Source organism: Neisseria yangbaofengii, from assembly GCF_014898075.1.
GTDB lineage: Bacteria > Pseudomonadota > Gammaproteobacteria > Burkholderiales > Neisseriaceae > Neisseria > Neisseria yangbaofengii.
In genome coordinates this window covers 1,523,226-1,534,242 of the sequence record NZ_CP062976.1, presented here as the reverse complement: position 1 = coordinate 1,534,242, position 11,017 = coordinate 1,523,226, and the positions used below count along the sequence as shown (strand labels likewise).

General features: G+C 48.8%; 13 protein-coding genes. 7 read left to right on the top strand and 6 right to left on the bottom strand.

Annotation, left to right across the window (positions count from 1 at the left end; translation table 11 throughout):
- The first annotated feature begins 106 nt into the window (after positions 1–106).
- Positions 107–601, top strand: a complete 495-nt coding sequence (locus H4O27_RS07485) for a hypothetical protein (RefSeq protein ID WP_165008874.1) — start codon at positions 107–109, stop codon at positions 599–601.
- 43 nt (positions 602–644) lie between these two features.
- On the opposite strand, the gene H4O27_RS13115 is transcribed toward H4O27_RS07485, so the two are convergent.
- From H4O27_RS13115 to H4O27_RS07465, 5 genes are all read right to left on the bottom strand, one after another.
- Complete coding sequence (locus tag H4O27_RS13115; protein WP_165008872.1) at positions 645–1,088, bottom strand: hypothetical protein; 444 nt, start codon at positions 1,086–1,088, stop codon at positions 645–647.
- Positions 1,063–1,590, bottom strand: a complete 528-nt coding sequence (locus H4O27_RS13110) for a nuclease-related domain-containing protein (RefSeq protein ID WP_165008870.1) — start codon at positions 1,588–1,590, stop codon at positions 1,063–1,065. Before H4O27_RS13110 ends, H4O27_RS13115 begins: the two co-directional genes overlap by 26 nt.
- An 81-nt stretch (positions 1,591–1,671) precedes the next feature.
- Positions 1,672–2,637 (bottom strand): SPFH domain-containing protein, encoded by a 966-nt coding sequence (locus H4O27_RS07475; protein WP_165008869.1) that lies wholly within the window; start codon positions 2,635–2,637, stop codon positions 1,672–1,674.
- 23 nt (positions 2,638–2,660) lie between these two features.
- Positions 2,661–3,074 (bottom strand): NfeD family protein, encoded by a 414-nt coding sequence (locus H4O27_RS07470; RefSeq protein WP_165008867.1) that lies wholly within the window; start codon positions 3,072–3,074, stop codon positions 2,661–2,663.
- A 145-nt stretch (positions 3,075–3,219) separates the two neighbouring features.
- Complete coding sequence (locus H4O27_RS07465; RefSeq protein ID WP_165008865.1) at positions 3,220–3,843, bottom strand: LysE family transporter; 624 nt, start codon at positions 3,841–3,843, stop codon at positions 3,220–3,222.
- A gap of 93 nt (positions 3,844–3,936) precedes the next feature.
- Here H4O27_RS07465 and H4O27_RS07460 point away from each other — a divergent pair, with 93 nt between their 5' ends.
- The 3 genes from H4O27_RS07460 (at position 3,937) to H4O27_RS07450 (ending at position 6,336) form a co-directional block, all read left to right on the top strand.
- Positions 3,937–4,467: a hypothetical protein gene (locus H4O27_RS07460; RefSeq protein ID WP_165008863.1), complete on the top strand. Its 531-nt coding sequence runs from the start codon at positions 3,937–3,939 to the stop codon at positions 4,465–4,467.
- A gap of 216 nt (positions 4,468–4,683) precedes the next feature.
- Entirely contained in the window at positions 4,684–5,736 is a 1,053-nt protein-coding gene (locus H4O27_RS07455) for an NADP(H)-dependent aldo-keto reductase (protein WP_165008861.1), read from the top strand.
- 165 nt (positions 5,737–5,901) lie between these two features.
- The gene (locus H4O27_RS07450) at positions 5,902–6,336 is read left to right on the top strand and encodes a MarR family winged helix-turn-helix transcriptional regulator (protein ID WP_165008859.1); all 435 of its coding nucleotides are present in this window, start codon (positions 5,902–5,904) and stop codon (positions 6,334–6,336) included.
- Between the two features lie 240 nt (positions 6,337–6,576).
- On the opposite strand, the gene ppx is transcribed toward H4O27_RS07450, so the two are convergent.
- Positions 6,577–8,085: an exopolyphosphatase gene (ppx, locus tag H4O27_RS07445; RefSeq protein WP_165008857.1), complete on the bottom strand. Its 1,509-nt coding sequence runs from the start codon at positions 8,083–8,085 to the stop codon at positions 6,577–6,579.
- Positions 8,086–8,299: 214 nt separating this feature from the next.
- Between ppx and H4O27_RS07440 the strand changes: the two genes are divergently transcribed.
- From H4O27_RS07440 to H4O27_RS07430, 3 genes are all read left to right on the top strand, one after another.
- Complete coding sequence (locus H4O27_RS07440) at positions 8,300–8,932, top strand: lytic transglycosylase domain-containing protein (RefSeq protein WP_165008855.1); 633 nt, start codon at positions 8,300–8,302, stop codon at positions 8,930–8,932.
- A gap of 135 nt (positions 8,933–9,067) precedes the next feature.
- Entirely contained in the window at positions 9,068–10,450 is a 1,383-nt protein-coding gene (locus H4O27_RS07435; RefSeq protein ID WP_165008948.1) for an MFS transporter, read from the top strand.
- 1 nt (position 10,451) lies between these two features.
- Positions 10,452–11,003, top strand: coding sequence for a single-stranded DNA-binding protein (locus H4O27_RS07430; protein WP_165008853.1), 552 nt, complete (start codon positions 10,452–10,454; stop codon positions 11,001–11,003).
- Positions 11,004–11,017: the final 14 nt, after the last annotated feature.

The following is an 11,017-nucleotide window of genomic DNA, read 5'->3' as shown; positions in this document are numbered from 1 at the left end:
CATCATCTTTCAGACGGCCTTTTATTTCTTTTTTAAATAATAATGGATTTCATTCGTATTCTTATTTAAGATAAGCACCATACGTTTTATCGATGGAGTAGTGCGCATGAAATTCAATTTCCCCATTGCCGTCAATATGCACGAATTTTTGAAAACCGGCCGTTTTGATTACATAGAAATCGGCCAAAGCGACGAACAGATTTTGCAGATGTTTCCCGATCCCGATTGCACATCTCAAGGCTTAATCGTCAAACAAGGCTTGAATATTTGGCTTTACGGCAACATTGAATTTCATTTTTCAGACGGCATATTGAACCAAATACGCTTGGAGCATCTGCCTTTTGGCAGCTTAGACGGCGGGCGTTCGATTCTGCTCCATCCGTGGCTATTTGGCCAGCCGGAAAAGCTGAATTTGAATTTTGTGCTCAATCAATTAATCCGCCATCACATTGATTTTTTCAAAATTGAAGATGCTGCCAACGTGATTTTACGCCTGCAAAGTGGTGTGGATTTGGTATTTGAAAAAGACGGGCAGCAGCGTTTGAATACAGTGTGTAAACGCAAGGCGGCATTGCCGCAATGGCTGTTGGAGGCCGTCTGAAATGAAGGCAATATTTCAGACGGCCTTGGTGGAGATTTGTTAACTATTTGATGTTCTTTTGGCAATTAAAGCAATACACTTTCCCACCAAAACGAGTTTTGTTATGCCAACAATACCGAGCAACAGTTTCGCTGACTCTCTTTTTACAAGCTGCACAAAATAAATGTAAGGATGGCGTTTTTTGACTCGCTTGTTCAATGTGCTCATCAACTTGTTCGTGGGCGGCTGATTCTATTGGTTTTAAATTATCTTGAATACCAAATCGAGCCTTCCAGTTTACAGCCAAGGGATTATGCAGTGCGGCAAGGTTTTCGGCAAAATTGTACAATGTTTCTCTAGAGATAATTTTTGCGATACCGATGACATCTTGTAGGCCAGTTTGATCTAGATCGTTATCAAGACGTTTTTGTAATTGCTCATTTTTGATAATTCTATCGAGATGTTCAACGTTTCTTTTGTTTTTAGGACGGTGAATTTGTGCTGACATTAGCGACCAAGATTAGGCTTCTCAATCTAGGTTTCATTTTGATACCCAAACGCACGGGCATATCTAATATATCGCTATCAAAAAGCTTTTTTAAAACAGCTATATGGCGTTTATTCTGCTCGATAGGAGAAGGAATCCCATAAGGTTTACCTTGATAAAATGCAGAAAATTCACCATGTTCATTAATGGCGAGGCCTTCACCGAATCTTTTACTTTCACAAACATAGATTTCCATCATTCGATTTAAAATCAAATGGTCGATTTGTGCGACATATCCATCAATTTCTAAACGCAAATCGTGAATAATACAAGTATTTTTCTTGTCTTTTAAGAGAAAATCAATTTGATAAGCAGCTTCTTGTTCCCCTTTTAAACCGGATTGAATGTTACGAATTTCCCTTTGAATTTGCTTGCGTGTATCAAATTTTAAATCCGGTAAGGTTAGGAGCTCATTTAATTCAGCAAGATCTTTGTCTCTGCCTTCTGCATGTTTGATAATCATAGTTTTCCTTATTGTCTAATTTAAAAGGCCGTCTGAAACTGAAAAATCAGCTTCAGACGGCCTTTTGATTTTCAGACGGCCTTATTTTAATACAGAATTTTTATTTCCTTCTACAATCTTCAAGCCTGCGGAAACCAAGCTGCCAATGTCGGCAACGTTGGCCGGCATAATCAAAGTATTGTTTTCTTTAGCCAGTTTACCGAAGGCTTCGACGTATTGTTCGGCCACTTTCAAATTTACCGCTTCATTGCCGCCCGGGTGTTGCAAAGCGGCGGCCACGGCGCGGATGGCATCGGCGTTGGCTTCGGCCACCAAGCGTAGGGCTTCGGCTTCACCTTGGGCACGGTTGATTTGCGCTTCTTTTTGACCGCGTGATTCGTTGATTGCCGCCTGCATTTCACCTTCGGACTGCTGGATTTCGGCCTCGCGCTGGCCGCTGGCCAAGTTGATTTGCTCGATTTTTCGGCCTTCCGATTCGGCAATGCGGGCACGTTTTTCACGCTCGGCGGTGATTTGTGCCTGCATAGAACGCAGAATTTCTTGCGGTGGAACCAAGTCTTTGATTTCGTAACGCAAAACTTTTACGCCCCAAGAAGTGGCCGCTTCGTCCAGCGACGCCACGACGATGCTGTTGATTTCGTCGCGTTCTTCAAAGGTTTTATCCAATTCCATGCGGCCGATGACTGAGCGCAGGGTGGTTTGAGCCAATTGGGTGATGGCCATAATATAGTTGCTGGTGCCGTATGAAGCCAATGTCGGGTCGGTCACTTGGAAATAGATGATGCCGTCGACGGTAAGCTGGGTGTTGTCGCGCGTGATGCAGACTTGGCTTGGCACATCGAGCGGAATTTCTTTCAGCGTGTGTTTGTAAGCTACGCGGTCGATAAACGGAATCAGGATGCTCAAACCAGGATTAAGCACTTTGTGAAAACGCCCCAAACGCTCGACTACATAGGCTTCTTGCTGCGGCACGACCACAAAGGCTTTAAAGCCGAAGACAATCACTGCTGCCAAAATCAGAATCGGAAAGCTGTATAAAATTTCCATGTTTTTTCCTTAACGTGAATGAGTTAATGTAAGCGAATCAATAGAATATTGCCGTTTTTGCCGGTAATTACGCCGGTTTGCGAGGTGGCGGCGGATGGCGCATTCAATGCCTGCGCCTGCCAATGTGTACCGCGGTAAACGACTTCGTAATAATCGGTGTGTAAATGGCGTGAAATCTGCACGGTTTGGCCGACATCGAGATCATTGGCAAGGTTTTCAATTTCATCCGGTTTGCGGTGTTTTTGTATCCAACCGTGCGCCCACCAAGTGCCCAAAGCGGATAAAACGGCGGCGGTTAAAATTGCGGCTACGGTGTTGGTAGTCAACCACGCCATCAAGCCTGCTCCGAACAAAGCGGCGCTCACCACCATCAGATAAATCGTGCCGATGAAAAGCTCGAGTATCAGCAGGGCGGCAGCCAAGATAAACCAAATCATTGCGCATCTCCTTATCGTTGTTGTGGCCAAACCAATTAAATGTATCAAATAACTTTGGAAATTCAAAGTTTTATAGCATATTTTTACATATTCGTTTACGATAAAAAGGCCGTCTGAATCTTTCAGACGGCCTCAGTCGAATCGGTTACGAAAATAAAGCCTTATAAATCAAATAGCCGCCGAAGCACAGGAAAAGCAAACCGGAAAAATTATCCAAATAGCGGCTGTAGCAGCTGTAAAACCGTTTGGCGGCCCGGCCGGAAAACAAAACCGCCAAGCCGGTGAAGAAGATGATGGTTTCCGCCCAAAGCAGCAGTAAGACGCCGGCGATTTTCCAGGTTTCGGTGACGTCTGCCAATACTGCCGACATCACGCTGCTGAAATAAACCACGATTTTGGGATTGGAAAGGTTTACCAGCAAGCCTTTTTTCGCTTCGTTCAACGGGCTGGCCGGCGAGGCAGCCGCAGCGGCTTGGTCATGGCGGAAATCGGCATTTTGCCGCACATTCACCATTTTCCAGCCTAAATACATCAAATAGCTGCCGCCCAAACACATCAAAACGGTGTTGAACATCGGAAAAGTTTTCAAAAGCAGCGACAAGCCGAGCATGGTGGCACCGGCCCAAAACATCACGCCGGTGACGATGCCCAATACGGCAAACACGGCATTTTTGCGGCCGTGTAACGCGGCGGTGCGGGCAATGTAGAAGAAATCAGGGCCGGGGCTCATCATGCCGAGCAGGTGGATGATAATGATGTTCCAAATCATGGGGTTTTTCGTGGGGGTGGTGGGTGTTAAAACCATTACAGGGTAGCTATAATAACATTTTCCGAATTATTCCGAATCGTCAGGATAGAAATCATGCAGAAATATGCCATGCTGTTATTGCCACTGATGCTGGCGGCCTGCGGCGGTCAGTCTGATAAACCGGCTGAAGCGCAAGCCGGTGTGCCGCCGAAGCCTTTGTTTAAAGTGAAATATATTGATGAGCGCGCGGTTAACGGTTTGGCATTGGGCGCAGCGCAAGCAGGCCGAACGGTTGACGGTAAACCGAGTGCGGTTTATCCGATTGACGGGATGGCCGAAGGCAATCAAGTCGAGCTCATCGGCGCGCGCAGCAACGATTTAGAGATGATTCGCGGCAAATGTATGGAAACCGATGGCGGTAAAAACATCGGCTGGCGCAAAGACGGTATTTGCCACACCTTATTCGCCAAGCTGGTGGACAACGTGGCGGAAGAGTCTGCCAAACTGACTGATTATCTGATTGGCCATGCAGGTTTGAAATCGTATTCCGAAAATAAATCGGGCTATGCCGCTGTGCAAACCGGCCGCTATATTTTGGAAGCCGACAGCGACGGCGCGTTTTTCTTCCGCCGCCGCAATTATTAATTTATTTTTCAGACGGCCGGAGGCTTTTGCAAAACTCCGGATTTGAGTGCGGTTTGAAGTTATAGTGTCACGGAAAGTTAATTAATATCAAGAAGATAGATGAAATTTCAAGCAGTGCATAACAAATAAACGTGCCAAAGATGGGGACTTTGCAAAGATCACGGTCTACAATTCAATCATCAGGCCGTCTGAAAACATTCTGAAAGGAATCTTCTTATGGAACAGCGCAAACTCGGCCGCACCGGCATTGAAGTGAGCAAAATCTGCTTGGGTACTATGACCTGGGGCGAGCAGAACACAGAACAAGAAGCCCATGAGCAGCTTGATTACGCTTTGGCCAACGGCGTAAATTTCATTGATACGGCGGAAATGTATCCCGTGCCGCCGGGTAAGGAAACGTATGCCGCCACCGAGCGTTATATCGGCTCATGGATTAAAGCGCGCGGCAAGCGCGATGATTTTGTGTTGGCCAGTAAAATCGCCGGCCCGACCGGTGCCAACCGTTTGGAAAGCTATATCCGCAACGGCAATGATTTTTCGCGCGCACAAATTTTGGAAGCCTGCGATGCCAGTTTGCAGCGCTTGAACACCGATTATCTGGATTTGTACCAACTGCATTGGCCGGAGCGCAAAGTGAATTTCTTCGGCAAATTGGGCGTGACCGACTTGCCGGATGACGAAGCGTTTACGCCGATTGAAGAAATCACCGATGCTTTGGGCGAATTGGTGAAACAGGGCAAAATCCGCGCCTTCGGCTTGTCGAACGAAACGCCGTGGGGCACGATGCGCTATCTCAACCGACACGAGCAAAACGCCGGTTTGCCGCGTGTGGCTTCGGTGCAAAATCCGTATAACCTGCTCAACCGCAGCTACGAAGTGGGCTTGAGCGAAATTTCTTTGCGCGAAGACATTCCGCTGTTGGCTTACTCACCGCTGGCGTTTGGCGTGTTGACCGGCAAATACCGTCACGGCGCAAAACCGGAAGGCAGCCGCTTGGCTTTGTTTGAACGTTTTCAACGCTATACCAAGCCGAAAGCGGAAGAAGCGGTGGAGCGTTACGCCAAAATCGCTGAAGAAGCGGGTTTGACGCTGACGCAATTGTCTTTGGCGTTTGTGACGCAGCAAGCATTTGTCGGCAGTAACATCATCGGTGCGACCACGATAGAACAATTGCGCGAAAATATCGCTACGGCTGACGTGGTGTTGAGTGAAGACGTATTGAACGCGATTAACGGCGTACATGCCGAAATCAGCAATCCTTGCCCTTAATCATGCCCTTAATCATTAAGTGGTATCACAAGGCCGTCTGAAAACAAATCAGGTTTTCAGACGGCCTTGATTACATTAATATTACCTGATACAGCTTGCGGCTGAGTTCCAAATGAAATGGCAGGCCGTCTGAAAATAAATACAATCATCATAAAGGGAGAAATCATGGCATACCTGACTTACCGTTTGGTGCAGATCAGTTCGGCGGCAATTAAAGCGGCTGATGTTTATTACCACGATGCCGTCGGTTTGAAAATTCGTGAGCTCCGCGTATTGCGTCTGTTGCACGACATGCCCGGCAGCACGCCGACGGAGCTGTTGGAAAATTTGGAGCTGGATAAAACGCTGTTGTCGAAAAATCTGGCCGCGTTGGAACAGCGTGGTTTGATTACCCGAACGGCAGATGAAAGCGACAACCGCCGCCAATGCCTGCATTTGAGTCAACGCGGTCGAGAAGCTTGGTTGGTGGCGGAAACCATCGGTCGCAATTTGGAAAAAGACATGTTTGCCGATTTATCCGATAAAGAATGGGCACAATTGCAAAACTTGCTCGAACGTGCATTGGAATCGTTTAATAAATGGCAGAAAAGCCATTCTTGATTGGAAATGCGAAAGAGGCCGCCCGAGTTTCAGACGGCCTTCGTTCTTTCAAAACTTGAAAATTTGCAGAAACCTAAAATCCGTCATTCCCGCTTAGGCGGGGATTGGGATTTATCGGTTTCAGAAGCATACAGAGACTACAAAAATCCAACGCCTTTGCTTCCCGCCTACGAGGGAATGACGCGTATGGCATTTTGCTTTAAGCCGGATTTTACAAAGGTCTTGGCCTGTTTATTTGATTTACAAGGTTTGCACATCAAAAGGCTGATTGATTTTGTTCCATTGCTGGCTTTCGTATTCCAATGCCGAAGCAACCAAAGGATGCTTGTCGAGCCAAGCTTCGCTGATGCGCAGCAAGACGCTTTGCTTGTCTTCGCCGGTGCGGAATTGCAGTTGATCCGGCAATTCCAACGGCAAGCGTGCGCGGCAGAAGAGTGCGGCCAAGCGCAGTGACAAAATGGCGTACCACAGCATTTGATCGTCACCGACAATATCGACCATTTTTTTCAAATCGCCGCGATGGCCGAGCACCAATTGCGACAAGATGATTTGTTCTTTGCGCGAAAAGCCGGGCATATCGGCGTATTCCAAAATATACGCCGAATGTTTGTGGTAGCCGGTGTGGGCGATGTCCAAGCCGATTTCATGCAGCAAACCCGCCCAGCTCAGGAATTGCTTCCAATTGGCCAAATCCTGCACCGGTACATTCAGCGCCAAACACATATTTCCCATGAAGGCTTGCGCCGTTTCCGATACGCGCTTGGCTTGGTTTGGGCTGACATGGTAGCGTTTTTGGAATTCGGCTGTAGTTTGGTCGCGCATATCGGCGTTTAATTTACGGCCGATGAAATCATAGAACACACCGTCGCGCAAGGCTGCTTCGGTGACCATCATTTTTTTGATTTCCAGCTCTTCAAAGGCAGCCATCATCACGGCCAAACCGCCGGCGAATACTTCGATGCGCTCAGGTTTCAAATCGTTGAATTTGGCTTTTTTTACCGAACCGGCATCGATGATGCGGCCGGCCAGCTTCTTCATACCTTCGTAAGTGATGTCGGATTCTTGCGGATATTCGGCAGCCAACACGTCACGGATGGATTTGGCCGAGCCTGAAGTGCCGACAGCAAAATCCCAGCCGGTGCGCTTCATGATTTTGCTGATGCGTTGGATTTCGTTGCGCGCGGCGGAAATGGCGGCTTGGAAGTCTTTGGCAGTGATTTTATTTTGGAAAAAGCGCATGCTGTAAGTCACGCAGCCTAGAGCCAGGCTTTCGGTATTGGTCGGTTTTAAGTCCGAACCGATGACGAATTCAGTCGAGCCGCCGCCGATGTCGATCACCAACATACGGTCGCCGTTGGGTGGCAGAGTGTGCACTACGCCGGTGTAAATCAAACGCGCTTCTTCGCGACCGGCAATCACTTCAATCGGAAAGCCCAAAGCGGCTTCGGCTTTCGGGATGAATTGGGCGATGTTTTTGGCCACACGGAAGGTGTTGGTGGCCACTACGCGCACTTGTTCCGGTGGAAAACCTTGCAGACGCTCGCCGAATTTGGCCAGGCATTCCAAGGCACGCTCTTGTGATTCTTCGCTTAGTATTTTTTGTTCGTCCAAACCGGCGGCAAAGCGCACCATCTGTTTGAAAGAATCAATCACTTTGAGTTGGCCGTTGTTGTTTTCGCAGATTTGCAGGCGGAAGCTGTTGGAGCCTAAGTCCACAGAAGCAAGAAGATTTGAGCTGGGGGCTGTCATAGGAGTGAATAGGTGGGTGTGGAATGAAGGCGTTATGTTACATGGTGCAAAAAATGCTGTCATCTCCTAATGTAGATATCCTTTGATTCAGTGCAAAGATACTCATATAATAACAGGCCGTCTGAAAAATAAACCCGGTGTTCGGACGGCCTGTTAAAAGGCATAAACCCTATATTAATAATATCTGTAAACACAATACGTTAGCTTTCAGCTTATGGAAAAAACTGCTCATCTGACTGTTGCCCCCTCTTTATTACGCCGCCGCTTGCTGATTGCGGGCGGCACGTTGCTTTTTAGCCCCGCTTTGGCCGTTGCCGGTGCGCAACGCGAAGAAACTTTGTCGGATGATGTGGCTTCGGTAATGCGCGGCTCGATTAATAATGTTAATCCGGCGCGTTTGGTGTTTGCCAGTGCTGCGGAAGGCGAGCGTTGGCTGCAAACCATGTCGTCGCGTTTGGCCGGATTTGTCCCGGATGCCGCAGAACGCCGCCGTCTGCTCATCAATATTCACTATGAAGCCAGCCGCGCCGGATTGGATCCGCAGGTGGTATTGGGCTTGATTGAAGTGGAAAGCGCGTTTCGCCAATATGCCATCAGCGGCGTGGGGGCACGCGGTTTGATGCAAGTGATGCCGTTTTGGAAAAACTACATCGGCAAACCTTCGCACAATCTCTTCGACATCCGCACCAATCTGCGCTACGGCTGCACCATTTTGCGCCACTACAATAATGTGGAAAAAGGCAATTTGGCGCGCGCCTTGGCGCGGTTTAACGGCAGCTTGGGCAGCGATAAATACCCCAATACCGTTTTGGGTGCATGGCGCAACCGTTGGCAATGGTATGGTTGATGGATTTTGCATATGAAATCAGGCGGCTGCGATAAAGCAAATGCAAAGAAATTTGAATCCTGTATAATCTTTCCGTTAACGACTTTTTAGGTTTCAGACGGCCTGATGCTTCATCAGGCCGTCTGAAAAATAATGATGGCTAGAGATAACCGCATACAAATGTTTCCGTGCGAATGGCGTGCCAGCATGACGCTTTCGGGTGTCTATGCGCTGCGCATGATGGGTATGTTTTTGGTGTTGCCGGTGTTGGCTTTATATGCGGCAACCTTGCCCGGCCCGGAAAACAACAAAACCTTAATCGGTTTGGCAATGGGTATCTACGGCTTGACTCAGGCATTGCTGCAATTGCCGATGGGTATGGCTTCGGATAAGTTTGGCCGCAAAAAAGTGATTTACATCGGCCTGACTATCTTTGCTGCCGGTAGCTTTATGGCTGCAGTGGCCGATTCTTTAACCATGCTGGTGGTGGCGCGCGCTTTACAGGGTGCGGGTGCAGTGAGCGCGGCGGTGACGGCTTTATTGGCGGATTTGACGCGCGATGAAGTGCGTACCCGTGCCATGGCGATGATAGGCTTGAGCATTGGCCTGACCTTTTCCGTGAGCTTGGTGCTGGCGCCGATGATGGCGGCGTGGATTGGTGTGCAGGGCTTGTTTGCCCTGACCGGTGTGTTGACAGTGATCAGCATCAGTGTAGTGGCATGGATGACACCGAATCCCGAGCAATCGCGCGTGCACGATGACGCGCAAGCCCGGCCGGGCCAGATGGCGGAAGTATTGAAAAACCGCCAATTATTAAGCTTGGATTTCGGCATTTTCGCGCTGCATGCGGCGCAAATGGCGCTGTTTACCACCTTGCCGTTTGCCATGGAAACATTGGGCTTGCTGAAAACACAGCATTGGAAAGTGTATCTGCCGGCGACCGTCATCGGCTTGGTATTGATGGTGCCGCTGATTATTGTCGGTGAGACGCGCAATAAGCTGAAACAAGTATTTATTTTCGGCATCGCGTGCATTGCTTCGGCTCAAATTGCTTTGATGTTCGGTCTGAATTCGATTTGGCTCATCACGGCGTTTATGACTATTTATTTTATCGGTTTCAATGTGTTGGAAGCCAGCCTGCCGTCGATGGTGTCGAAAATCGCACCGTCGGATTTGAAAGGTACGGCAATGGGTGTGTACAATACCATGCAATCCATCGGCCTGTTTGCCGGCGGTACGATTGGTGGGGTGTTATTCCAGTATTACGGTTTCAACGGTGTGTTTGCCTTCTGCAGCGCGTTGATGTTGGTGTGGCTGCTGATTGCTTGGACTTCGCCGGCGCCTAAACCGGTGAAAAATATTGCTTATACGGTTCAACCGCAATGGCAGGGGCGGACCGACGCGCTTTACCGCGTGCTGACCGGATTATCCGGCGTGGAAGCGGTGACGTTCAGTCAGGATAAACAAACCGTTTATATTAAAGCGTTGCAAAAAGGTTTCGACCCGTCGGCGGCGGAAAAAATCATTTCAGGAGATTAATATGTCATTGAATAAAGTCATCCTTATCGGCCGCTTGGGTCGAGATCCGGAAGTCCGTTACATGCCCAACGGCGAAGCGGTGTGTAACTTCAGCGTGGCTACCAGCGAAACATGGAACGACCGCAACGGCCAACGCCAAGAGCGTACCGAGTGGCACAACATCACCATGTACCGCCGTTTGGCCGAAATCGCCGGCCAATATCTGCGCAAAGGCGGCCAAGTGTATTTGGAAGGCCGTATTCAAAGCCGTAAATACCAGGGTAAAGACGGCATCGAGCGCACTGCTTACGACATCATCGCCAGCGAAATGAAAATGCTCGGCGGCCGCAACGATAATTCAGGCGGCACACCTTATGATGACGGCGGCTATGACCAAAGTGGTTATCAAGGTTCGCAAGGCGGCTACCAACAATCGGCACCGCAGCAACCTTACCAATCTGCTCCGGCTCATCAGCAAGAAGCACCAAACGCGCCGCCGGCCGCACCTGTTCGCCGCGTACCAACCGCTCCGGCTGCCCCGGTTGACGATATTGATGACGATATTCCATTCTAATGATTAAACATAAA

What these genes read in the sequence shown, in the direction of transcription:
- H4O27_RS07455 (WP_165008861.1), top strand. Translation starts at nt 4,684, where the DNA reads ATGGAACAGCGCAAACTCGGCCGCACCGGCATTGAAGTGAGCAAAATC.
- H4O27_RS07440 (WP_165008855.1), top strand. Translation starts at nt 8,300, where the DNA reads ATGGAAAAAACTGCTCATCTGACTGTTGCCCCCTCTTTATTACGCCGC.
- H4O27_RS07470 (WP_165008867.1), bottom strand. Translation starts at nt 3,074, where the DNA reads ATGATTTGGTTTATCTTGGCTGCCGCCCTGCTGATACTCGAGCTTTTC.
- H4O27_RS07435 (WP_165008948.1), top strand. Translation starts at nt 9,068, where the DNA reads ATGGCTAGAGATAACCGCATACAAATGTTTCCGTGCGAATGGCGTGCC.
- H4O27_RS07450 (WP_165008859.1), top strand. Translation starts at nt 5,902, where the DNA reads ATGGCATACCTGACTTACCGTTTGGTGCAGATCAGTTCGGCGGCAATT.
- H4O27_RS07430 (WP_165008853.1), top strand. Translation starts at nt 10,452, where the DNA reads ATGTCATTGAATAAAGTCATCCTTATCGGCCGCTTGGGTCGAGATCCG.
- H4O27_RS13115 (WP_165008872.1), bottom strand. Translation starts at nt 1,088, where the DNA reads ATGTCAGCACAAATTCACCGTCCTAAAAACAAAAGAAACGTTGAACAT.
- H4O27_RS07465 (WP_165008865.1), bottom strand. Translation starts at nt 3,843, where the DNA reads ATGATTTGGAACATCATTATCATCCACCTGCTCGGCATGATGAGCCCC.
- H4O27_RS07475 (WP_165008869.1), bottom strand. Translation starts at nt 2,637, where the DNA reads ATGGAAATTTTATACAGCTTTCCGATTCTGATTTTGGCAGCAGTGATT.
- ppx (WP_165008857.1), bottom strand. Translation starts at nt 8,085, where the DNA reads ATGACAGCCCCCAGCTCAAATCTTCTTGCTTCTGTGGACTTAGGCTCC.
- H4O27_RS07485 (WP_165008874.1), top strand. Translation starts at nt 107, where the DNA reads ATGAAATTCAATTTCCCCATTGCCGTCAATATGCACGAATTTTTGAAA.
- H4O27_RS07460 (WP_165008863.1), top strand. Translation starts at nt 3,937, where the DNA reads ATGCAGAAATATGCCATGCTGTTATTGCCACTGATGCTGGCGGCCTGC.
- H4O27_RS13110 (WP_165008870.1), bottom strand. Translation starts at nt 1,590, where the DNA reads ATGATTATCAAACATGCAGAAGGCAGAGACAAAGATCTTGCTGAATTA.